Origin of the sequence: Phenylobacterium sp. (assembly GCF_030693405.1) — a bacterium.
Taxonomy (GTDB): Bacteria; Pseudomonadota; Alphaproteobacteria; order Caulobacterales; family Caulobacteraceae; genus Phenylobacterium.
Genome location: NZ_JAUYAW010000022.1, coordinates 23,713 through 43,888, shown reverse-complemented (window position 1 = coordinate 43,888; position 20,176 = coordinate 23,713). Strand labels below are relative to the sequence as shown.

The 20,176-nt window shown below is 69.1% G+C and carries 24 protein-coding genes; 7 read left to right on the top strand and 17 right to left on the bottom strand.

Annotated elements, in window-relative coordinates:
* From Q8N19_RS04545 to Q8N19_RS04520, 6 genes are all read left to right on the top strand, one after another.
* The coding region (locus Q8N19_RS04545; protein ID WP_305588439.1) for an alpha/beta fold hydrolase at nucleotides 1-294 on the top strand (294 nt) is incomplete at its 5' end.
* Between the two features lie 65 nt (nucleotides 295-359).
* Nucleotides 360-599, top strand: coding sequence for an aa3-type cytochrome c oxidase subunit IV (locus tag Q8N19_RS04540; RefSeq protein ID WP_305588438.1), 240 nt, complete (start codon nucleotides 360-362; stop codon nucleotides 597-599).
* A gap of 187 nt (nucleotides 600-786) precedes the next feature.
* Nucleotides 787-1,914 (top strand): Re/Si-specific NAD(P)(+) transhydrogenase subunit alpha, encoded by a 1,128-nt coding sequence (locus Q8N19_RS04535; protein WP_305588437.1) that lies wholly within the window; start codon nucleotides 787-789, stop codon nucleotides 1,912-1,914.
* A gap of 26 nt (nucleotides 1,915-1,940) precedes the next feature.
* Nucleotides 1,941-2,261, top strand: a complete 321-nt coding sequence (locus tag Q8N19_RS04530; protein WP_305282348.1) for a proton-translocating transhydrogenase family protein — start codon at nucleotides 1,941-1,943, stop codon at nucleotides 2,259-2,261.
* 22 nt (nucleotides 2,262-2,283) lie between these two features.
* Nucleotides 2,284-3,699 (top strand): NAD(P)(+) transhydrogenase (Re/Si-specific) subunit beta, encoded by a 1,416-nt coding sequence (locus Q8N19_RS04525; protein WP_305588436.1) that lies wholly within the window; start codon nucleotides 2,284-2,286, stop codon nucleotides 3,697-3,699.
* 184 nt (nucleotides 3,700-3,883) lie between these two features.
* On the top strand, nucleotides 3,884-4,594 hold the full coding sequence (locus Q8N19_RS04520; protein ID WP_305588435.1) for a M23 family metallopeptidase: 711 nt from the start codon (nucleotides 3,884-3,886) through the stop codon (nucleotides 4,592-4,594).
* Between the two features lie 3 nt (nucleotides 4,595-4,597).
* On the opposite strand, the gene tilS is transcribed toward Q8N19_RS04520, so the two are convergent.
* The 17 genes from tilS to Q8N19_RS04435 all read right to left on the bottom strand — a co-directional run bounded on the left by tilS (nucleotide 4,598) and on the right by Q8N19_RS04435 (nucleotide 18,780).
* On the bottom strand, nucleotides 4,598-5,875 hold the full coding sequence (gene tilS / locus Q8N19_RS04515; protein ID WP_371133789.1) for a tRNA lysidine(34) synthetase TilS: 1,278 nt from the start codon (nucleotides 5,873-5,875) through the stop codon (nucleotides 4,598-4,600).
* On the bottom strand, nucleotides 5,866-6,747 hold the full coding sequence (gene ybgF, locus Q8N19_RS04510) for a tol-pal system protein YbgF (protein ID WP_305588434.1): 882 nt from the start codon (nucleotides 6,745-6,747) through the stop codon (nucleotides 5,866-5,868). The genes tilS and ybgF overlap by 10 nt, the downstream gene beginning before the upstream one ends.
* Before the next feature lie 160 nt (nucleotides 6,748-6,907).
* The gene (gene pal / locus Q8N19_RS04505) at nucleotides 6,908-7,456 is read right to left on the bottom strand and encodes a peptidoglycan-associated lipoprotein Pal (protein ID WP_305588433.1); all 549 of its coding nucleotides are present in this window, start codon (nucleotides 7,454-7,456) and stop codon (nucleotides 6,908-6,910) included.
* 134 nt (nucleotides 7,457-7,590) lie between these two features.
* Nucleotides 7,591-8,889 carry a Tol-Pal system beta propeller repeat protein TolB gene (tolB, locus tag Q8N19_RS04500; RefSeq protein WP_305588432.1) on the bottom strand — a complete coding sequence of 433 codons (1,299 nt, stop codon included), beginning with the start codon at nucleotides 8,887-8,889 and terminating at the stop codon, nucleotides 7,591-7,593.
* A 14-nt stretch (nucleotides 8,890-8,903) separates the two neighbouring features.
* Nucleotides 8,904-9,839: an energy transducer TonB gene (locus Q8N19_RS04495; protein WP_305588431.1), complete on the bottom strand. Its 936-nt coding sequence runs from the start codon at nucleotides 9,837-9,839 to the stop codon at nucleotides 8,904-8,906.
* Between the two features lie 9 nt (nucleotides 9,840-9,848).
* Complete coding sequence (locus Q8N19_RS04490) at nucleotides 9,849-10,331, bottom strand: biopolymer transporter ExbD (RefSeq protein WP_305588430.1); 483 nt, start codon at nucleotides 10,329-10,331, stop codon at nucleotides 9,849-9,851.
* A gap of 4 nt (nucleotides 10,332-10,335) precedes the next feature.
* Complete coding sequence (tolQ, locus tag Q8N19_RS04485; protein WP_305588429.1) at nucleotides 10,336-11,046, bottom strand: protein TolQ; 711 nt, start codon at nucleotides 11,044-11,046, stop codon at nucleotides 10,336-10,338.
* 184 nt (nucleotides 11,047-11,230) lie between these two features.
* Nucleotides 11,231-11,695 carry a tol-pal system-associated acyl-CoA thioesterase gene (ybgC, locus tag Q8N19_RS04480; protein ID WP_305588428.1) on the bottom strand — a complete coding sequence of 155 codons (465 nt, stop codon included), beginning with the start codon at nucleotides 11,693-11,695 and terminating at the stop codon, nucleotides 11,231-11,233.
* A 12-nt stretch (nucleotides 11,696-11,707) separates the two neighbouring features.
* Complete coding sequence (gene ruvB, locus Q8N19_RS04475) at nucleotides 11,708-12,739, bottom strand: Holliday junction branch migration DNA helicase RuvB (protein WP_305588427.1); 1,032 nt, start codon at nucleotides 12,737-12,739, stop codon at nucleotides 11,708-11,710.
* Nucleotides 12,736-13,353, bottom strand: a complete 618-nt coding sequence (gene ruvA, locus Q8N19_RS04470) for a Holliday junction branch migration protein RuvA (RefSeq protein WP_305588441.1) — start codon at nucleotides 13,351-13,353, stop codon at nucleotides 12,736-12,738. The genes ruvB and ruvA overlap by 4 nt, the downstream gene beginning before the upstream one ends.
* Nucleotides 13,353-13,871 carry a crossover junction endodeoxyribonuclease RuvC gene (gene ruvC / locus Q8N19_RS04465; protein ID WP_305588426.1) on the bottom strand — a complete coding sequence of 173 codons (519 nt, stop codon included), beginning with the start codon at nucleotides 13,869-13,871 and terminating at the stop codon, nucleotides 13,353-13,355. The genes ruvA and ruvC overlap by 1 nt, the downstream gene beginning before the upstream one ends.
* Nucleotides 13,872-13,954: 83 nt before the next feature.
* On the bottom strand, nucleotides 13,955-14,443 hold the full coding sequence (locus Q8N19_RS04460; RefSeq protein WP_305588425.1) for a ribonuclease H: 489 nt from the start codon (nucleotides 14,441-14,443) through the stop codon (nucleotides 13,955-13,957).
* A gap of 45 nt (nucleotides 14,444-14,488) precedes the next feature.
* Nucleotides 14,489-15,190, bottom strand: coding sequence for an MgtC/SapB family protein (locus tag Q8N19_RS04455; protein ID WP_305588424.1), 702 nt, complete (start codon nucleotides 15,188-15,190; stop codon nucleotides 14,489-14,491).
* Between the two features lie 50 nt (nucleotides 15,191-15,240).
* Entirely contained in the window at nucleotides 15,241-15,987 is a 747-nt protein-coding gene (locus tag Q8N19_RS04450; RefSeq protein WP_305588423.1) for a YebC/PmpR family DNA-binding transcriptional regulator, read from the bottom strand.
* 100 nt (nucleotides 15,988-16,087) lie between these two features.
* On the bottom strand, nucleotides 16,088-16,879 hold the full coding sequence (locus Q8N19_RS04445; protein WP_305588422.1) for an SDR family NAD(P)-dependent oxidoreductase: 792 nt from the start codon (nucleotides 16,877-16,879) through the stop codon (nucleotides 16,088-16,090).
* A gap of 25 nt (nucleotides 16,880-16,904) precedes the next feature.
* A complete protein-coding gene (locus tag Q8N19_RS04440; RefSeq protein ID WP_305588421.1) occupies nucleotides 16,905-17,741 on the bottom strand; it encodes an alpha/beta fold hydrolase in 837 nt (278 codons plus the stop codon).
* A 73-nt stretch (nucleotides 17,742-17,814) separates the two neighbouring features.
* Nucleotides 17,815-18,780, bottom strand: coding sequence for a zinc-binding alcohol dehydrogenase family protein (locus Q8N19_RS04435; protein WP_305588420.1), 966 nt, complete (start codon nucleotides 18,778-18,780; stop codon nucleotides 17,815-17,817).
* A 186-nt stretch (nucleotides 18,781-18,966) separates the two neighbouring features.
* Between Q8N19_RS04435 and Q8N19_RS04430 the strand changes: the two genes are divergently transcribed.
* A complete protein-coding gene (locus Q8N19_RS04430) occupies nucleotides 18,967-20,148 on the top strand; it encodes a hypothetical protein (protein WP_305588419.1) in 1,182 nt (393 codons plus the stop codon).
* The last annotated feature ends 28 nt before the right edge of the window (nucleotides 20,149-20,176 follow it).

Below are 20,176 nucleotides of genomic sequence, written 5' to 3'. Positions count from 1 at the left end.
GGCTCCGGCGAAGGCTGGACCTGGATGTTCGATCCGGCCATGTGGAACAAGCTCGACCGCAGCGCCATGAACGCCATGGTCACCGATGGCCCGCCCAAGATCGAAGTGCCGATCGCCCATATTCACGGGGAGCATTCCCCGGTGATCGCAAGACGTCAGGATAGCCGCCCCAACCCCCTGCCCGCCGACATGATCGAGATCGCCATCCCGGACGCCAACCACCATGTGATGGTCGATCAGCCCCTGGCCCTGGTGGCCGCCCTGCGCACGCTGTTGAAGGTTTGGCCGACTTGAGCCGGCGCGCGCTCTCGTGTAGCACCGCTGTCAATCAGCTTCCGTAAGAGAGAGACCCGGCCGCCATGGGCGAACAGGCTTCCGACTATCACCGCGGCGAAATGGAAATCCAGGAACAGCTGGCCACCTATGACCTGTTCATGGGCATGACCAAGTGGGGCTCCCTGGCCATCGTCGCTGTCCTGCTGCTGTTCATCGTGTGGTTCTGCACGCCGGGTGGCTTCATGGCCGGCCTGATCTCGGCCGTCGTGACCGCCGTGATCGGCTTCGTGCTCCTGCGCGACAAGCCCGAGCAGGCGCACTAAACACCGAGCCGATGTCTGGCGAATTGGTCGCCGCCCCCGTCCCCAGACGCGGGCGGCGTTCGCGTGCGCGCGACATCCGCAAGCTGTCGATCAAACATCTGTTTGGAAATCGCCGATCGATTTCTGGACAAGGGGCCACTGACATCCCTAAGGTCCGCCGGCTTTTCCGACCGGGGGGACCTCGACCATGGCCGTCATCGCCGTCACCAAGGAACGCCGCGACGGGGAGACCCGCGTCGCCACGACGCCCGACACGGTGAAGAAGCTGATCGCCGCAGGCTTTGCGGTGGCGGTGGAGACCGGCGCCGGAGAGGCCTCCTCCTATCCGGACGCCGACTATGCCGCCGCCGGCGCTGAGCTGTGCGGCCTCGACGCGGCGCTCGCCAAGGCCGATATCCTGTTCAAGGTGCGCGGACCGACGCCCGAGGAGATCGCCGGGCTGAAGGCCGAGGCGATCGTTGTCGGCATGCTCAACCCCCACCAGGACAAGACCACACTCCAGGCTTTGGCGGCCAAGGGCGTCAGCGCCTTTTCCATGGAGTTCGTGCCGCGGATCACCCGGGCCCAGGTGATGGACGTCCTGTCCTCCCAGGCCAATCTGGCCGGCTATCGCGCGGTGCTGGAAGGCGCCAACGCCTATGGCAAGGTCCTGCCGATGATGATGACCGCCGCCGGCACCGTCGCCGCGGCCAAGGTCTTCGTCATGGGGGCTGGCGTCGCCGGCCTGCAGGCCATCGCCACGGCCCGGCGCCTCGGCGCGGTGGTCACCGCCACCGACGTGCGGCCCGCGGCCAAGGAGCAGGTTGAAAGCCTCGGCGCCAAGTTCATCGCCGTCGAGGACGAGGAGTTCAAGGCCGCCGAGACCGCCGCCGGCTACGCCAAGGAAATGAGCGCCGAGTATCAGGCCAAGCAGGCGGCCCTGGTCTCGGAGCATATCCGCAAGCAGGACATCGTCATCACCACCGCCCTGATCCCGGGCCGCCCGGCCCCGCGGCTGGTCAGCGCCACCCAGGTCGCCTCCATGCGTCCAGGCTCGGTCATTGTCGACCTCGCCGTCGAGCAGGGCGGCAATGTGGAGGGCGCGGTGGCGGGTCAGGTCGTGGAGACTGGCGGGGTCAAGATCGTCGGCTACGCCAACCTGCCGGGCCGCATCGCCGCCGACGCCTCGGCCCTCTACGCCCGCAACCTCGCCGCCTTCGGCGGCCTGTTCCTGACCAAGGACGGCGCCTTCGCCCCTGACTTCGAGGACGAGATCCTCAAGGCCGCCCTGGTCACCCGCGGCGGGGCGGTGGTCCACCCCGCCCTGGCCAGCTGACCCGAGATCAAGAGAGGACGCCCCCCATGGAATCTGTCGATCCCACCGTGTTCCGCCTGGCGATCTTCGTGCTCGCCATCTTCGTGGGCTACTACGTGGTCTGGAGCGTGACGCCGGCCCTGCACACTCCGCTGATGGCGGTGACCAACGCGATCTCCTCAGTGATCATCGTCGGGGCCCTGCTGGCCGCCGCCGCCCACGGGGCTGAAGGCGCGGCCCTGAGCGGCAGCGTGATGATCTCCAAGGGCGCCGGCGCACTGGCTGCAGCCCTGGCGGCGGTGAACATCTTCGGCGGCTTCCTCGTCACCCAGCGCATGCTCGCCATGTACAAGAAGAAGCAGAAGTAGAGCGGGCTGAAGGGGCACGATCATGAACGCCAATCTCGCGGCCATCCTCTACCTCGTTTCCGGGGTTCTGTTCATCCTGGCCCTGCGCGGCCTCTCCAGTCCTGAGACCAGTCGGGCGGGCAACCGCAACGGCATGATCGGCATGGCCATCGCGGTCGGCACGGTGATGGCGACCCTGCTGGGCCAGGGCGCTCTCGACGCCCTCACCCTGGCCCTGATCCTGGGGGGCGTGGCCATCGGCGGCGGGGTCGGCGCGGTGATCGCCCGCAAGGTGGCCATGACCTCCATGCCCCAGCTCGTGGCGGCCTTCCACAGCCTGGTGGGCCTGGCGGCCTGTCTGGTAGCGGTGGCGGCCATCTATACGCCGGAGGCCTATGGCATCGGCGTGGCCGGCGAGATCCACCTGATCTCCCTGATCGAGCTGTCCCTGGGCCTGGCCATCGGGGCGGTGACCTTCACCGGCTCGGTGATCGCCTTCGCCAAGCTGAACGGCAACATGTCCGGCGCGCCGATCCTGCTGCCAGCCCGGCACCTGCTGAACCTGGCCATCGCCGTGGGCATCGTGGCCCTGGTGGTGGTGCTGGTGATGAGCGGCGGCGCAGCCGTCTGGGCCTTCTGGGGCATCTTTGCGCTGGCCCTGCTGATCGGGATCACCCTGATCATCCCCATCGGCGGCGCCGACATGCCTGTCGTCGTCTCGATGCTGAACTCCTATTCGGGCTGGGCGGCTGCGGCGCTGGGCTTCACGCTCGAGAACACCACCCTGATCATCACCGGCGCCCTGGTGGGCTCTTCCGGCGCGATCCTCTCCTACATCATGTGCAAGGGCATGAACCGGTCCTTCATCTCGGTGATCCTCGGGGGCTTCGGCGCCGACGACAGCGCTGCGGCCGCCGGCGGCCATGTCGAGACCCGGCCGGTCAAGCAGGGCTCGGCCGAGGACGCCGCCTTCATCATGAAGAACGCCAGCAAGGTGATCATCGTGCCCGGCTACGGCATGGCGGTCTCCCAGGCCCAGCACGCCCTGCGCGAAATGGGCGACGTGCTGAAGGCCGAGGGCGTCGAGGTGAAATACGCCATCCACCCCGTGGCCGGCCGCATGCCGGGCCACATGAACGTGCTGCTGGCCGAGGCCCAGGTCTCCTATGACGAGGTCTTCGAGCTGGAGGACATCAATTCGGAGTTCTCCACCGCCGACGTGGCCTTCGTCATCGGCGCCAATGACGTCACCAACCCAGCGGCCAAGACCGACCCGACCTCGGCCATCTACGGCATGCCGATCCTGGACGTGGAAAAGGCCCGCACCGTGCTGTTCGTGAAGCGGGGCATGAGCTCGGGCTATGCCGGGGTCGATAACGAGTTGTTCTTCCGCGACAACACCATGATGCTGTTCGGCGACGCCAAGAAGATGGTCGAGGGCATTCTGAAGTCGCTCTAGAGACGCTTTCGATCGTCTCATGGTGAACTCCTCTGAATGCGGCGGGCGCGCCCAATTGTCGCTGTGGCGCGTCTGCGGGATATCTCGAACATTCATTAACTGACCCCGGCTATGACCGCAGTCGCAGACCTGGACCTTGAGCGTCCGGGCCGCGCCGCGCCGATAGAAGAGTCGGGACGTACCATTGACTGAAGCCGTCACCGCTCCCCAGGGCGGCCTGCATCGCCTGGGGATCGCGCTGTTCGGCGCCGTCCTGGCGCTCGGCGCCATCACCCTGGCGCATGCAGCCCTTCCCCGCCCCGAGGCTGAGCCCGTCGCCATGCCGGTCCCCCCGACCGCGCCCGAGCGCGTCGTGCTCGTGGCGTTTCAGTCTCCGCTGCCCGGTCACGCGATCAACTCGCCCTTCGGTCTGCGTCAGATGCCCTGGGAGGACGTCGGGCGGCTCCACGCCGGCGTCGATATCGCCGCCCCCTTCGGGGAACCGGTCCTGGCCGCGGCCGATGGGGTCGTGACCCGGGCGGGCGCGTCGCCGGGCTACGGCAGCATGGTCGAGATCACCCATGCCGAGGGTCTGGTGACCCGCTACGCCCACCTGGGCGCGGTGACGCCGGGCCTCAAGCGCGGCCAGAGGGTCAGGGCCGGCCACGCCATTGGCGAGGTGGGCTCCAGCGGGGTGTCCAGCGGACCCCATCTGCATTTCGAGATTCGCGACCGGCAGGATCGGCCGCTCAATCCGCTTTATTTCCTCGGCCGCCGTTTCGCCGAGGCGGAAGATCTGCCGGTCCAGGCCGCCGCCACGGTCTCACCCAGGGTCCGTATGGCGCAGGTCTCGACCATTCCAGACTCCAAGCGCAGCCTGATGGTCGCCAAGGGTCTGATCGAGGCCGGCGACTGAGCCTCAGAGCTGGTTTAGGCTCGGCTCTCGGCTGATCTGGCCTGTGGCGGCCTCGAACCGCGCCTGGACGAGACTGCGCGAAGAGACACCCTCCATCATCAGCCTGACCTCGCCGTCCGCCGCAATCAGGATCGGCAGCGCCTTCCGTGCGGCCGGCGGCAGGGCGGCCAGCCTGCGGCGCGCCTCAGGGGGCAGACGGGCCATCCGGCCGGCCAGCGCTCCGACCTGCAAGCCTGGCCTTGTGGTCTGCACCTCGTACCGCCCGTCCCAGACCTGGGGCCTGTCCTGTTCCAGCGGGATATCCCCCAGACCGCCCCGGGCCGCCTCGCCGGCTTCCCGCGCCACCAGCAGGGCTTCGGCCGCGACCACGAGCCGGGCGCCGGCCAGGGTGGCTGTGAAGGGCCCCCCTGTCGCGATCTGTTCGACGAGACGATCAACCGAGGCCCGCCTGGGCGGGCGGGCGCCGCCGGCGGCGCAGAGGCTGGCGATCGACAGGGCCTGGGCCACGGCCTGGTCAGGCGCATCCCGCAGGTCCTGGCGACGCCAGCTGATCGTCCCATCCTCGCCATGCCGGGCGCGCCGGGCGAGGGATGTCAGGGCCTGGCCAGGGGCCGGCGCCTCGGGCTCTTCCAGGCCGTCCGGGTCCAGGACCGCCCGGGCTCGGGCGCGGGCATAGGCGAGGTCGCCATTGGCCGGATCCTCGATCCAGCTCAGGGACTGCCGGGCCAGCTGGGCGCGCAGCTCGGCGCGGCGGACGCTAAGCAGGGGCCGCAGGATGAAGACGCCGCGGCCCTCCGGCCAGGCGGGGCTGGGCGACCAGGGCCGAGGATCTGGGGTGGTGGCGCCCTCGCGGCGCATCTGGCGGCCCTCCAACACATCGTCGGCGGTATGGCCCATCAGCACCACCGAGGCGCCCGCGGCCCGGGCGGCGTCAGCCAGCAGCCTGTGGCGCGCGGCCCGGGCTGCGGCCGGCAAGCCCGTGGCGGGCTTTGGCCCAGTCCAGCAGAGACGTTGAAAGGGCGCTCCCAGCGCCAGGGCGACCGTCTGGCAGTGGCGCGCCCAGGCGGCGGACGCCGCCTGCAGGCCGTGGTCTACATGCAGGACGATGAGCCGCCGCCCGCGCGCGGCGCTCCAGTCATGGGCGGCCAGCAACAGGGCCAGACTGTCGCCGCCGCCGGAATAGGCGACGGCCACGGGCGCCGCTGAGGTGTGGCTCAGATGCGTGTCGAACAGTTCGGCGGGGGAAGGCCCCGACCGTTCCAGGGTTCGGGTCAGCCGCACCGGGCCTGGGTGCGCGCCGCCGCCGCCCGCGACTGAATGGACGGGGCTGCTGACGGGTAGCGCCGCGACAGCTCCGTCAGGGTCTGGCAGGCCTCGGGACTGCGGCCCAGGGCGATCAGAGAGCGCGACAGCTCCAGGACCGCGTCCGGCGCCCAGGCCGTCGTGGGCCAGCCGCGGATGGCGGCGATAAAGGCGCTGGCGGCCTCGGCGTCGGCGCCGCGGACCACCAGGGTCTTGCCCAGCCAATAGTTGGCCTCAGGCGCCAGGCTGGCGTTTCCATGGGTGGCGACGAAGGCCTCGAAGGCGGATTCCGCCCCGTCATAGTTGCCGCTGAGCATGAGGCCCCGGGCGCGGTCGAAATCGGCCTGGGGCGAGCCCCCGCCACCGGCGCTGGGGGGCGGGCCGGAGAAGCTGGATGTCGCGCCCCCGCCGCTGCCGCCGCCGGCCGGCGGAACGCCGGTGAACACTTCCAGGGCGGCGATCTTCTGGTTCATGGCCGCCAGCTGGCTTTCCAGGGCGCTCGCCTTGTCCCGGCTCTGACGGAGTTCGAAATTCGTGGTCTCGATCTGGCCGTTCAGGCGGGTGATGACGCTCTCCAGGTCGGTGAGCCGACGGTTCAGCTCCTCGATCCGGTAGTCGGTCTCTGCCGGCTGGACGACCACCGGCCGGCCGGTGTCGCGCCCTTGGAAGACGATGGCCCGCAGCTCGCGCACGACCCTTTCCATGCGCTCCACGCGCCGGGCGTCGCGAATGTCCAGGGGGTCCTCCATGGAGGTCTGGGCCAGGGCGAGCGTCGGGGCTGTCACCGGGCCGATCAGGCTGAGGGACAGGACCAGGGCGGCGGGCAGGGCGATACGTCGGCGAGAGGTCATGGTCAGATCATCTATGGGGCCGAAGGGCCGAAATTGCGGCGTGACTGGCACCATGGGCTGGAGCGGCCCCGGCGCCAATGGGCGACGCCGCCCGGATACAAAAGCAAAGAGGGGACCCCACCGGGATCCCCTCTCACTACCTTACGCGTGGTCGCAGCGCTTAGCGCGCGCCAGAGGTGATCGCGGTGTGGGCGTTCCGGTTACGCTGGTAGGCGTCCTCCGAGGTGCCCGGATCGATCGGACGTTCCTTGCCGTAGGAGACGGTGGTGATCCGGCTCGACGAGACGCCGCGCGACACCAGGAAGTCACGCACGGCGTTGGCGCGGCGGGCGCCAAGCGCCAGGTTGTACTCGCGGGTGCCGCGTTCGTCGGCATTGCCTTCGAGGCGAATCATCACCGACGGATAGCGGTTCAGCCAGGCGGCCTGGGCTTCGAGAACCGGGGCGGCGTCCGAACGGACCGAGTAGGAGTCGAAGTCGAAATAGACCCGATCACCAACATTGATCACGAAGTCCTGGATCGTGCCGGGCAGGGCGCCCTGGCCCACCGGCGGCGGCGGGGTCGAGGGCTGAGTCGCCGGGGGCGGCGCGGGCGGCGCGGGCGGCAGGGTGTCGGGCTTGGGCCGCGAGGCGCAGGCAGTGACGGAGGCCGCAGCCAGGGCGATGACCGCGAACTGCGCGGCGCGCTTGGTCAGGGTGATGGTGGTCATTTCGAGGTCATTCCTTGTTATACGGTTCTTACGGGCGGCGCGCCGAGCGCCGAAAACAATGGATCTGCGCTCTGGCTTTATGACGACTCTGAACTAGGCCAACAATACTAATCGCCTGCACCTACCTTCACTTATCAGTTGAGCAGCGGCGACCATGCCGGATCCGAACCCGACTGCGGGTAGGGCGCCGGCCGAACGATGCGTCCCGTGACGTCAACCGTCCACAAACGCGCAGCGCCACCGGGCGTTTCACGGGAGAACATCAAAACTCTGCCATTGGGCGCCCAGGTCGGCCCCTCATCGAGATAGCTGGTGGTCAGAAGGCGCTCTCCCGAGCCGTCCGGACGCATGACGCCAATGTGGAACTGGCCGCCAGCCTGCTTGGTGAAGGCGATGAACTCTCCCGTGGGGCTCCAGACCGGGGTCATATACCGCCCCGATCCGAAGGAAATGCGACGGGCGCCGGAGCCATCGGCGTTCATCACATAGAGCTGAGGGCTGCCGCCCCGGTCGGAATTGAAGGTGATCTGGCTTCCGTCCGGCGAGAAGGACGGCGAGGTGTCGATGGACGGGTCGCTGGTCAGTCGGCTCGAGGAGCGGCTGCGCAGATCCATCACATGGACATCGGTATTGCCGCCCCGCTCCACGGAGAAGGCCACCTTGCCCCCGTCATGGGAGAAGCGCGGGGCGAAGACCATACCGTTGAACGAGCCCAGACTCTCCCGGCGACCGGTCTCCAGATTGAACAGGTAGATCGATGACCCTTCCGGCCGCAGGGCCATATAGGTGATCTCCTGGCTGGTGGAGGAGAACCGGGGCGTCATCACGATGTAGGAGCCGTCGGTGAGATAGCTCGGATTGGCCCCGTCCTGATCCATGATGGCCAGGCGCTTGATCCGGTCGATCCGCCCGCCGCTCTCGGCCACGAACACCACCCGGGTGTCGAAATAGCCCTTCTCCCCGGTCAGCCGCTCATAGACGGCGTCGGAGATCTTGTGCGCCACGCGCCGCCAGTTCTCCGAGGTGGAGGTGAACTGCATGCCCAGCAGCTGTTGTTCGGCGAAGACGTCCCACAGGCGGAAGTTGACCGTCAGCCGGCCGGTGGCGTCGACGGTCACCTCGCCATTGACCAGGCCCTGGGCGTTGATCGTCTTCCAGTCGGCGAAGCGCGGCTGGTAGCGGATGTCCAGGTCGCGCTCGATGAAGGCGGCCGGATCGATGGGCCTGAACAGGCCCGAGCGTTCCAGATTGCTGGTGATGACCTGGGCGATCTCCGCGCCGCGCTCGCCCCGGAAGCCGGGCACGGCCACAGGCAGGGGCTGGATGTCCCCGCGGTTGACGTCCACCTCGATCTGGGCGCGGGCGGGGCTTGTGAGGGCGCCGGCCGACATCAGGGCTGCTGTCAGGGCGACGAACAGGGTCCGCAGTCGCATGGGCTATTTGCTCCTCAATTGTCGGCGCACGCCTGGGCGGCGTTGAAGCTCACGGCGATCTGGTCGCCGTAGAACTCCCGGGGAAGGGTGGTGAAGGGGGCGGCGCTGTAAACCGCGCGGATGGCCCGCTCGGCCGCCGCCCGGGTGACGGGGTCGGACGAGTTCTCCTGGCCGCCAGCCCGAACATCGCCGACGACGCGGCCGTCGCCGCCCAGTCGGAAGGTGACACGGACCCGGACATTTCGCGCCGCCTCCACCTCGCAATTGGGGTTCCAGCGGCGCTGCAACTCCTCGGCCAGGCCCGACATGGCGGCGCCAGACAGGCCGCTGCCGGTGGTCGAACGCGGCTGGGTCGCCGTTTCGGGCCGCGCGGCGCCCCGAGCGGCGGACGAGCTCTGCGAGCCCTTCAGGCTGGAGGCGAGGGCGTCGAGATCGAGGGCGTCAGACTTCTTCGGCGGCGCGGCAGCAGGTTTTGGCGCGGGCGTCTTGGGCGCGGGTGCGGGCGCGGGCGCAGGGGCCGGCGCAGGCTTGGGTGTCGGTGTCGGTGTCGGTGTCGGTGTCGGTTTCGGAGTTGGGGTCGGGGCTGGCGCCGGCTTGGGCGTCGGCGTCGGCGTCGGCGCCGGCTTCGGGGCCGGGGCCTTCGGCGCTGGCGGCGTGGGGGTCGGCTGGGGGGCAGGCTGAGGCTGAGGCTGAGGCTCAGGCGCGGCGACCGGCGCGTCCAGCGGGGCGTCGGGCTCCGGCGCCTCGGTCTGGGCGGTCTGTTCCTGGGGGCCTTGAACAGCGGGGCGGGGATTGGCGGGGATGGAACTCACAATATTGATCGGAACGACCGCTCCGACCTTGAGTTCACGGGCCCACGGCCAGGGGATCAGCGCCGCGCCCAGCACCACGACGTGCAGGATGGCTGAGAGCATGAGGGCTGTGCCCAGGTCAGACCGCTCGCCGCGCATGGGCTGTCCTCAGCGCGCTGCTTGATCCGCGCCCGAAGAGGGGCCGCCGGTCTCGGTGAGCAGGTTGATGGAGGTGAAGCCGGAGCTGGCCAGGGCGGCCATCACCTGGGCGACCAGGCCATAGTTGGTCCGGCCATCGGCGCGCACATAGATCGGCCGCTCGGTGGATCCGTCAGCCATAGCGATCAGGCGCGGCGACAGGCTCGCAAAGGCCGTCTCTTCCTCGTCGATGAAGATGCTGCCATCGGCCCGCACCGAGACCGTCAGGGGTTCGGACTGGTCGGGGATGGCGCTGGCCTCAGTCTTGGGCAGCTCCAGCGGCACGCCGACCGTGAGCAGCGGTGCGGAGATCATGAAGACGATCAGCAGGACCAGCATCACGTCCACCAGGGGCGTGACATTGATCTCCGACAGGGCGCCGCGGCGGCTTGAGCGCCTGCGTCGGCGCCCGCCGCCGCCGGCCGAATAGGCGTCGTGGGAAGACAGCGCCATGGCGTCAGGCCCGATCGCTCAGGCGCCGCTGGATGGCGGTGGCCAGGTCGTCGGCGAAGCCCTCCAGCCGCCCGCCATAGCGCGCGGCGTCAGACGAGAACTTGTTGTAGGCGATATAGGCCGGGATGGCTGCGGCCAGGCCGATGGCGGTGGCGAACAGGGCCTCGGCGATAGCCGGCGCCACCACGGTCAGGTTGGTGTTCTGCTGGATGGCGATGGCCTGGAAGGCGTCCATGATGCCCCAGACGGTCCCGAACAGGCCGACAAACGGCGAGGCGGTGGCGACGATGGCCAGCAGGGGAAGGCCCTCCTCCACCCGGGCGCTTTCCCGGGCGATGATGGCGTCCAGCACCCTGTCGATGCGCTGGATCAGGAAGCCGGCCTGGCTGTCGCTGGACAGGCCCTTGGTGCGCGCCTCGCGCCATTCCCGGAGAGCGGCCTGCAACATGCGCGGCAGGGCGTGACGAGGACGGTCCCCGGCCTCATTGGCGATCTCTTCCAGGGAGCGCCCCGAGGAGACCTGATCTTCAAACTGGTCGGCATGGCGGTTCAGGGCGCCGAAGCGCACCAGCTTGTCGATAATCACCGCCCAGGAGAACAGCGAGGCCAGGGCCAGACCGATCATCACGGACTTGATCACCCAGTCGGCGCGCATGAACAGCGCGACCATGGAGAAACTCTCGGCCGTCAGGGTGGCGGAGGCGGCGGGGTCCATGCGGTGTGGGCTCCGTTGTCGTTAGGGCGGAGACGCCCAAGGCTGAAGTGAAACGCTGTGGTGGCGAACTTAAGGCGCCCGAACGTGACGATCACGCCCGTACCCCCTGCAGTGGAACAACATTAGGGTTACCGAAGTCTGCCCCAGGTGCAGCGGCGCGGTGTTCGCTGTCCGAATTCTGAAGTCAGGGGGCTTCGTCTGGCGCGAAAAAGGGCGAGAGCGCCGCGGCCATGCCCGGCGGCGGCTTGCGCGGGCGGCCGTCCAGACCGATGCAGGCGGCCATGACCGCAGCCTGGGCGATCAGGGTCTCGCCGCGGACGATCCTCTGACTGATGAACAGGCGGGGGCCTTTCACCCGGTCATAGGTGGTGCGCACCTGCAGGGCGTCGTCGATGCGGGCGGGGGCTTTGAAGTCCAGCTCCATACGCACGATGGTGAAGGCCGTGGGCGTGTCCTGGTCCAGCAGCTCGGCGTGGCGAACCCCGGCCAGCCGCAGGAAGTCGGACCGTCCACGCTCGAAATAGCGCAGATAGTTGCCGTGATAGACCACGCCGGTGAAGTCGGTGTCTTCGTAATAGATCCTTACGGGCAGGACATGCTCGCGGCCGTCGATCCAGCCGGCCGAGGGTTCGCCAGGGGCAGGGGTCATGAGGGGCCTCCGCTACTCGTCGAACAGGGTGGGCTGGCCAGCCCCCGGCGGCTGGGGCGGCGGGGTCAGGCCAAGGTGGGCATAGGCCTTGGCGCAGGCCACCCGGCCCCTGGGCGTGCGCTGGATGAAGCCCTGCTGCATCAGATAGGGTTCGATGACGTCCTCGACGGCGTCCCGGGCCTCGGCGATGGCGTAGGCGATGGTCTCCACCCCGGCCGGGCCGCCCCCATAGTTGTCGATCAGGGCGCGCAGATAGCGGCGGTCCAGGGAGTCCAGACCCACCTCATCCACCTCCAGCCGCGCCAGGCCCCGGCCGGCTGCGCCCTTGTCGATGGCTGCGGCGCCCTCGGCGGCGGCGAAGTCGCGGACCCGGCGCAGCAGGCGCCCCGCCACCCGCGGCGTGCCCCGGGCCCGGGCGGCGATCTCGGCGGCGCCGTCCCGCGTCAGATTGACTCCCATCTTGCCCGCCGCGTGGGCCAGCACCTTGATCAGTTCGTCGGTGGTGTAGAATTCCAGCCGCACCGGGATGCCGAACCGGTCGCGCAGCGGCGTGGCCAGAAGGCCGGCCCGGGTCGTGGCCGCCACCAGGGTGAAGGGCGCCAGGTCGATGCGGATCGAGCGGGCTGAGGGACCTTCGCCGATGATCAGGTCCAGGACGTGATCCTCCATGGCGGGATAGAGGATCTCCTCCACATTGGCCGCCAGGCGGTGGATTTCATCGATGAACAGGACGTCGCCAGCCTCCAGATTGGTCAGGATGGCGGCTAGATCCCCGGCCTTGGCCAGGACCGGCCCGGAGGTGGCGCGGAAGTTGACCCCCATCTCCCGGGCGATGATCTGGGCCAGAGTCGTCTTGCCGAGGCCCGGAGGGCCAAACAGCAGAACATGGTCGAGGGTGTCGCCCCGGTCCCGGGCGGCCTGGATAAAGACCCGCAGATTGGCCTTGGACTGCTCCTGGCCAACGAACTCGGCGAGCGTCTGGGGGCGATAGGCGCGATCGGTCCCCTCGGCCGGCGCGGCCTCGCCGCTGACCAACCGGCTCACCGGCCCAGCTCCTGCAGAGCGGCCTTGATGAGGGCCCCGGCCTCGGCGTCCTCACCCAGCCGCAGCCCGGCGGCCTCCACCAGGCGGCGGGCCTGGGGCTCGGCCACGCCCAGGCCCATCAGGGCGGCGACGGCCTCGCCCGAGGCGGACGGGGCGGGCGGCGCGTCAGCTGCGCCCGCGCCGGGCGCGAACGCGCTGACCGGCAGGTCGGTGAGCGGCTTGTCCTTGAGTTCGGTGGCGATGCGCAGGGCGAGCTTGGGGCCCACCCCTTGGGCGCGGGCGATGGCGGCCTTGTCCTGGCGGCCGGCCGCGGCGGCCAGTTCGGCCGGCGGCAGCACGTCCAGCACCGCCAGCGCCGCCTTGGGTCCGACCCCTTGGATTTCCTTGAGAATCAGGAAGGTGCGCCGTTCGTCCAGGGTGAGGAAGCCATAGAGGCGCATGCCCGCCTGCTCGCTCCACTGGGTCTCGATATGCAGTACGGCTTCTTCGCCCACCGGCGGCAGGCGCGAGAGCGTGCGCGCGCCGCAGCGGACCACATAGCCGACGCCCAGGACGTCGATCAGGGCGTCCTCCTCGCCGATCTCGGCGACGGTCCCGCGCAGCCGGCCGATCATCACGCCACCTTCCTCGACGGCGTACGGTTCGCGAGGCTCCGGGCCGTGCGGGCGTGCGCATGGGCGATGGCTACGGCGAGCGCATCGGCGGCGTCGGCCGTAACCCCGCCGGCGGCCGGCAGCAGCCGGGCGATCATGAAGGCCACCTGGTCCTTGTCGGCGCCGCCTGTGCCGACCACGGCCTTCTTGACCACGGTGGCGGCGTACTCAGCGACCGGCAGGCCGGCCCGGGCCGGCGCCACCAGGGCCATGGCCCGGGCGTGACCGAGCTTGAGCGCGCTGGCGGCGTTGTTGTTCATGAAGGTCTCCTCCACCGCCGCCTCGTCGGGGCGATGTTCAGCCACCAGGGCGCTGATCGCCTCGAACAGGACCAGCAGGCGCTCGGAGAAGGGCAGGGACTCCTTGGGCGCGATGACGCCATGGGCCACATGGGCCAGGCGCGCGCCTTCGATGGTGATCACCCCCCAGCCGGTGCGGCGGAGGCCGGGGTCCAGTCCAAGGATTCGCACGGCGGCCATGGGCGACTCTATAGGCGTGTTCGGGGATTGTTCCTACCGGCCGATTAGCCCGCCCCAGGGTTAAGGGGGTGTTTAGACCGTCCCTAAAGGCCGCGGATCTTGGTCAGGTTCGGGCGGGGAATGGCGTTCTTGAACGTCCCCTTGGTCTTGGCCTTGTCCCGGCCAAGCTCGGCCCAGGCCGCGGCGAAACCGGCGGGGCTGCGCGCGTCGGTGGGCTGGGTGCGGACCAGGCTCAGCGCTCGTCCGGTCAGGGCCTTGGCCACCGCCTCCCAGGCTTCGGCGTCAGGCGAATCCTCACCCGCCTCGGTCTTCCAACCGGCCGCCCGCCTGGCCGACATGGTGCGGACCCCTTCGATCAGCAGGGGCTCAGAGAGATGCAAGGCCACGGCCGTTTCGGCGGGCAGGTCGACGAGGGCGGCGCGCAGCGCATGGACGCAGAAGGCCTCGGCGTCGATATCCCGCTCACCCCCGGCGGCGCCGGCCAGAGCCTTGCCGTCCTGACGGAGCCAGGCCCAACCCCCCGTGCGGTAGGGGGCCTGATGATTGATCTCGATCCAGAGTCGCAGGGTCATGAGGGCGCGGTCTCTAGCACCCCAAAGGCCGATTTGTCGCCTGCCTCAGTCCTTTCGCGGCGAAAGGCTGTACTCGACCACCCGCCGGTCCTCACGGAAGTGCTCGGCCAGGCGGGCCAGATTGGAGGCGCCGGTGCCGCGCAGGGTGGCGCGGTGCTCCACGCGGGCCTTATCCTCATTTTCGCCGGACCACAGGCGCTCGCTGATCGCCCCGGCGTCCAGGTCGAATTCGGCCACCAGCTTGCGGAACTCGTCTTCCGTCATCGCCTCGGCCCGGCGGTAGCGGACCTTTACATCCACGATGCGCAGCTGGGGGATGCGCCGGTCGGCCCAGCGCAGAACGCCCAGCACCAGCAGGGTGACGGCGGTGCCGCCGATCGCCAGGCCATAGAAGCCCACCCCATAGAGGGTCCCCAGGGCCGAAGTGATCCACAAAGAGGCCGCGGTGGTCAGGCCATGGACGCTTAACCCATGGCGGAAGATCACCCCTCCACACAGAAAGCCGATGCCGGTCAGGATGCCGTGGGCCATCCGCGTGGGATCGATGCGGATGACATCGCCGTCCACCTCGCCCATCCATTCCAGCTGATGGATCGCCGCCAGCATCAGCAGGGATGAGGTCAGGGCCACCAGGATATGGGTGCGAAACCCAGCCGGCCGGCCGCGGTACTCCCGCTCAAGCCCGATCAGGCCGCCGGCGACGACGGCGCCGAGCACCGGGACGACATATCCGCTGAGCCATTCCATCGCCCCTCAACGCGCCAGGGGCGGCGTGGCTTCACGAGGAGGCTCAGCCTCTAGCCCGCGTAGGTCTCCAGATCCTCATCGGAGACATCGTAGTTGCCGTAGACGTTCTGGACGTCGTCATCGTCTTCCAGGGCGTCGATCAGCTTCATCAGGGTGGCCACCGGCTCGCCCTCGACGGGCGTCAGCGTCTTGGGCCGCCACGCGATGGCGGTGGACTTGGGCTCTCCCAACGCGGCTTCCAGGGTCTGGGCGACGTCGGAGAGGTCCTCGAAGGCGGTGAAGATGGTGTGGGTGTCCTCGTCGGACTCCACGTCCTCGGCGCCGGCCTCAATGGCGGCCTCCATGACCTTGTCTTCCGAGCCGACGCTGGCCGGATAGACGATCTGGCCCACCCGGTCGAACATGAAGGACACCGAGCCGGTCTCCCCCAGATTGCCGCCGTTCTTGGAGAAGATGGCCCGCACATTGGCCGCCGCGCGGTTGCGGTTGTCGGTCAGGGCCTCAATGATCAGGCCCACGCCGCCAGGCCCGAAGCCCTCATAGCGGATTTCCTCATAGGCCTCGGCGTCAGCGCCGGACGCCTTCTTGATCGCCCGGTCGATATTGTCCTTGGGCATGGACTCGGCCTTGGCGTTGGCCACGGCCAGACGCAGGCGGGAGTTCATCGCCGGGTCGGGCATGCCCGACTTGGCCGCCACGGTGATCTCGCGGCTGAGCTTGGAAAACAGCTTGGACCGCACCGCATCGGCGCGGCCCTTGCGGTGCATGATGTTCTTGAACTTTGAATGTCCGGCCATGGGTGCTGTACGGCTTTGGGGCTGGTCTTGGGGAAGTGCGAGGGCCGCTTCTAGCGCTCGCCGGGGCGCAAGGCAAAACCCTGCGCCCCGGCGAGCGGTCCTAGCGGGGACCGCCGCGTTTGCCCACTGGGTGTGACGACGAGAGGCCGCCGTCCACGGCGATGGCCTGGCCGTTCACGTAAGAAGCCTCGTCGCTCACCAGGAACAGGGCCATGTGGGCGATTTCGTCTGGGACGCCGGCCCGCGTCAGCGGATTGAGCTGGCCGATCCTGCCCTCGCTGCCCCGGGACCGGGCATAGTCGAACACGCTCTGGGTCATGCCCGTCTCGATCAGGCCGGGGCAGACCGCATTCACCCGCACACCCGTCCCATAGAGCTCGTTGGCCGCGGTGGTCGCCAGATTGATCACCCCGGCCTTGGAGGCCGAATAGGAGGCCGGGCCGGCGCCCGAGCGGATGCCGGCCACCGACGCCGTGCAGATGATCGAGCCCTTGCCCTTGGGGATCATGATCTTGCTGGCGTGCTTGATGGCCAGGAAAGGGCCGATCAGATTGATCCGCAGCACCTCGGTCCAGATTTCCGGCGTCAGCTCGAAGAAGGGGGTGGGCCCGCCGGTGATCCCGGCATTGGCGTAGACCACGTCCAGGCCGCCGAACGCGTCCACCGCGCGCTGGATGTAGGATTGCACGAAGGCCTCGTCGCCGGCGTCGCCGGTCATGGCGATCGCCTGGCCCCCATGGGCCTGGATCGAGGCGGCGGTCTCTTCCACGGCCTCGGCCCGGTCGACGCAGACCACCCGAGCGCCCTCCTTGGCGAACAGGGTGGCGCTGGCGCGGCCGATGCCGCTGGCCGCGCCGGTGACCACGGCCGAAAAGCCTTCGAGACGTCCCATAAGATACTCTCCTTCAGTCAGGGCTTCAGCGCGCACGATCGGCGGCGGCGACAATGGCGTCGATGATGGTGTCGTAGAGGGCTTCGGGCAGGTCGTGGCCCATGCCGGGAATGATGCGCAGCTCCGCGCCCGGGATCGCCCTGGCCGTGGCTTCGCCGCCAGCCTTGGGGATCAGCGGATCGGCCTCGCCGTGCAGAACGACGGTGGGCACGTTCAGTTTGGCCAGCTTCTCGGTCCGGTCGCCGCTGGCGCCGATGGCGCCGCGTTGGCGCTGCACGCCCTTGGGATTGAAGGCCCGGCGCATCTCAGACAGCACCCGCTCGCGCAGGGCTTCATCCGACCACGGATAGGCTGGGCTGCCGATGGTCCGCGCGTTCTTCATGCCGTGGGCGACGAAGGCCTCTTCGTCCACGGTGGGGTCCGGCGCGACCTGGGTCAGGACAGCGGCGGCTGCGGGCGTCGCGTCCATGGTGCCGGGCGCCCCGGTGGCCGACATGATCGAGGTGAGCGAGCGCACGCGCGCCGGGTGCTCAATGGCCACGGTCTGGGCGATCATGCCGCCCATGGACACGCCGGCCACATGGGCCGTGTCGATCTTCAGGTGATCCAGCAGGCCCGCAGCGTCGGCGGCCATGTCCGACAGGGTGTAGCGGTCGCCGGACTGGAACCAGGTGGAGCGGCCCACATCGCGGTTGTCGAAGCGGATGGCGCGATAGCCCCGGGCCACCAGCTTCTCGCAGAACGGGACGGGCCAGCGGGTCATCTGCGACCCCAGGCCATTGATCAGCAGGACGGCCGGAGCGTCGTCCGGGCCGAAGGTCTCGTACTCGATCTCGATGCCATTGACGGCGGCGCGGGGCATGACGGCCTCCTGGACTATGAATTGAAATGCGGACGGCGCAGGCACAGGCCCGCGCCGTCCGATCACGGGGCGATCAGGGAACCAGAACCACCCGGCCGACAGCCTGGCGGCTCTCGATATAGGCGTGGGCGCCGGCGGCGTCCGACAGGGGGAATTCTTTGTCGATGATCACTTCCAGCTCGCCCTTGGCGGCGTCTTCGATCAGCTGCTGGATGTTGTCATGCACCCGATCGGTGCCGATCTCGGCGCCGAGGAAGACGCCGGACAGGGCGCGGTTGCCGCCCATCATGGTGCCGACATCGACCACCATGGGCTCACGGCCCGCCGCGCCGACCATGGAGACCCGGCCGCGATAGGCCAGCGAATTGATCGAACCCTGCAGGGTCGAACCGCCGACGGAATCGACCACCACGTCGACGCCCTTGTTGTCGGTGAGGCGCCTGACCTCCTTCACCACGTCGTCGCGGGTGTAGTTGATGCCGTGGTCGAGGCCGAGGCGCTTCAGCTTCTCCAGACGCTCGTCGGAGGAGGCGGTGGCCAGGATCAGGCCAGCGCCGGCCCGCTTGGCCAGCTGGATGGCGGCCACGCCGACGCCGGACGCGCCGGCCTGCACCAGGACGGTCTCGCCCTTCTTCATGCGGCCGAACTCGAACAGGCAGTCATGGGCCGTGCCGAAGGTCACCGGGATCGCGGCGGCCTTGCGCAGGTCGAAGCCATCCGGAACGGGCCAGCAGTTGCGGGCCGGGACCGAGCGCAGCTCGGCGTGGCTGCCCCAGTTGTTCACCGTGGCGACCTTCTGGCCGACCTTCACATTGGTGACCTGCTCGCCGATCTCGATGATCTCGCCAGCCGCCTGATAGCCGACCACATGCGGGTTGGTCATCAACGGCCCGCGCCAGCGGTTCAGGGTGTCGCCGCCCTCGATGGCGATGGCCTCCACACGGATAATGACGCCCTTGGGATGGCAGACCGGGTCCGGGATTTCCTCGTACTTCAGGACCTCGGGACCACCGTTCTCGTAATAGACCGCAGCCTTCATGGGCCGTCTCCCTAATGACTTAAAACAAACGTTTGACGCCAAGCCTTCCCATGACCGCGCCTCGCCCGCAAGGCGCCGGAGAGGGGCGGGCGGCTCCGCCTAGTCCGTTTGGATCATGCGGCGTCCCGCCGCAGGGGTCAGGAAGGAGGACAACACGATCTCGTCCCCCGTCCAAGGCCATCCCCCATGCGCCTCACTGCTTTCCGCCCGCTCAGGGGCCAGACCGCCCTGGCCGCCATGGCCGTCCTGGCCCTGTCCCTGCCGGCCCCCGCGCTGGGCCAGGCCGACCCCTTCGGCGCCCTCTACACCCCGGCCCCTGGCGCTACGCCGGCCAAGGACGCCTCGTCCGGCCGCACCGGCGCCACCTCGGTCAGCGGGGCCGTAGGGCGCAGCTATGCTGGCGCTGACGCCAGCGGCCGGGTCAGCCTCGCCCAGCTCGACATGATGCCGGACAATGCGCCGCCCCTGCCTGTGGCGCTGCAGGGCCACGCCACCCGCTACCTGGCGAACCGGCCGAAGATCGTCATCCCCGGCTACACCCTGGCCTTCGTGCAAGGCGCATCGGCCAGCGCCTTTGGCGGCGGCGCTGGGCTGGACACCAGCCAGCGCCGGACCCAGATCGCCACCCGTCTGGTGGGCCTCACCGATGCGATGGCCCAGGACATGGCCGACGCGGCCTATGCCGATCTGGTGGCCCAGTTGGAGGCCGCGGGCTTCGAGGTCGTCGACCTCGCGACCTTCCAGGCCTCGGAGCAGATGCGCGGCCTGGCCCGCTATGATGGCCCGGTCGGCGGCCAGGGCATCATCGACAGCCGGGCCACCAAGGCCTGGGTGGCCTATGGCCCCCGCGCCCTGCCGATCATCAAGGGCCACGCCTTCGAGACCGGCATGGGGGCGGTGGCCGCCTCGGGCGCGCTGCTGCGGTTCGGCCGCGCCAGCCGTGACCTGGACGCCATCGTTCTCTCGCCGCGGGTGCTGCTCGACTATATCGACATGGAGAGCACGGGCCGTCGCACCTACAGTGGCTCGGCCTCGGTGGACGCCGATCTGCGGTTCGGGATCAATCCCACCTCCAAGGTGGATTTCGTCTGGGGCAACAACAGCGGCGGGGCTATGCCCGGCTGGTTCACCACCAAGGGCGCCTTCACCCCGCAGCCCTTCGGCATCCTCGCCCAGACGGCCGACCGCTCGGACTCCATCGCCACCCACAACGCGCTCGTCAGCATCGGCTTCGGCTCGGTCTACCGCCAGAGCCTCGTCTATGACGCCGAGGTGTCGCCCAAGCGCTACGCCGCCCTCAGCCGCGCGGCCGTCCAGGGCTTCAACGCCGCCCTGGTGGCCGAGATTCGCAAGGCCCGCGGCCAGTGATCCTCCCCATTCCCATTCACCTCTTGGA

Bases quoted from the DNA above. Each gene is read 5' to 3' on its own strand.
- Q8N19_RS04540 (WP_305588438.1), top strand. From the start codon at position 360: ATGGGCGAACAGGCTTCCGACTATCACCGCGGCGAAATGGAAATCCAG.
- Q8N19_RS04535 (WP_305588437.1), top strand. From the start codon at position 787: ATGGCCGTCATCGCCGTCACCAAGGAACGCCGCGACGGGGAGACCCGC.
- Q8N19_RS04530 (WP_305282348.1), top strand. From the start codon at position 1,941: ATGGAATCTGTCGATCCCACCGTGTTCCGCCTGGCGATCTTCGTGCTC.
- Q8N19_RS04525 (WP_305588436.1), top strand. From the start codon at position 2,284: ATGAACGCCAATCTCGCGGCCATCCTCTACCTCGTTTCCGGGGTTCTG.
- ybgF (WP_305588434.1), bottom strand. From the start codon at position 6,747: ATGACCTCTCGCCGACGTATCGCCCTGCCCGCCGCCCTGGTCCTGTCC.
- pal (WP_305588433.1), bottom strand. From the start codon at position 7,456: ATGACCACCATCACCCTGACCAAGCGCGCCGCGCAGTTCGCGGTCATC.
- tolB (WP_305588432.1), bottom strand. From the start codon at position 8,889: ATGCGACTGCGGACCCTGTTCGTCGCCCTGACAGCAGCCCTGATGTCG.
- Q8N19_RS04495 (WP_305588431.1), bottom strand. From the start codon at position 9,839: ATGCGCGGCGAGCGGTCTGACCTGGGCACAGCCCTCATGCTCTCAGCC.
- Q8N19_RS04490 (WP_305588430.1), bottom strand. From the start codon at position 10,331: ATGGCGCTGTCTTCCCACGACGCCTATTCGGCCGGCGGCGGCGGGCGC.
- tolQ (WP_305588429.1), bottom strand. From the start codon at position 11,046: ATGGACCCCGCCGCCTCCGCCACCCTGACGGCCGAGAGTTTCTCCATG.
- ybgC (WP_305588428.1), bottom strand. From the start codon at position 11,695: ATGACCCCTGCCCCTGGCGAACCCTCGGCCGGCTGGATCGACGGCCGC.
- ruvA (WP_305588441.1), bottom strand. From the start codon at position 13,353: ATGATCGGCCGGCTGCGCGGGACCGTCGCCGAGATCGGCGAGGAGGAC.
- ruvC (WP_305588426.1), bottom strand. From the start codon at position 13,871: ATGGCCGCCGTGCGAATCCTTGGACTGGACCCCGGCCTCCGCCGCACC.
- Q8N19_RS04460 (WP_305588425.1), bottom strand. From the start codon at position 14,443: ATGACCCTGCGACTCTGGATCGAGATCAATCATCAGGCCCCCTACCGC.
- Q8N19_RS04455 (WP_305588424.1), bottom strand. From the start codon at position 15,190: ATGGAATGGCTCAGCGGATATGTCGTCCCGGTGCTCGGCGCCGTCGTC.
- Q8N19_RS04450 (WP_305588423.1), bottom strand. From the start codon at position 15,987: ATGGCCGGACATTCAAAGTTCAAGAACATCATGCACCGCAAGGGCCGC.
- Q8N19_RS04445 (WP_305588422.1), bottom strand. From the start codon at position 16,879: ATGGGACGTCTCGAAGGCTTTTCGGCCGTGGTCACCGGCGCGGCCAGC.
- Q8N19_RS04440 (WP_305588421.1), bottom strand. From the start codon at position 17,741: ATGCCCCGCGCCGCCGTCAATGGCATCGAGATCGAGTACGAGACCTTC.
- Q8N19_RS04435 (WP_305588420.1), bottom strand. From the start codon at position 18,780: ATGAAGGCTGCGGTCTATTACGAGAACGGTGGTCCCGAGGTCCTGAAG.
- Q8N19_RS04430 (WP_305588419.1), top strand. From the start codon at position 18,967: ATGCGCCTCACTGCTTTCCGCCCGCTCAGGGGCCAGACCGCCCTGGCC.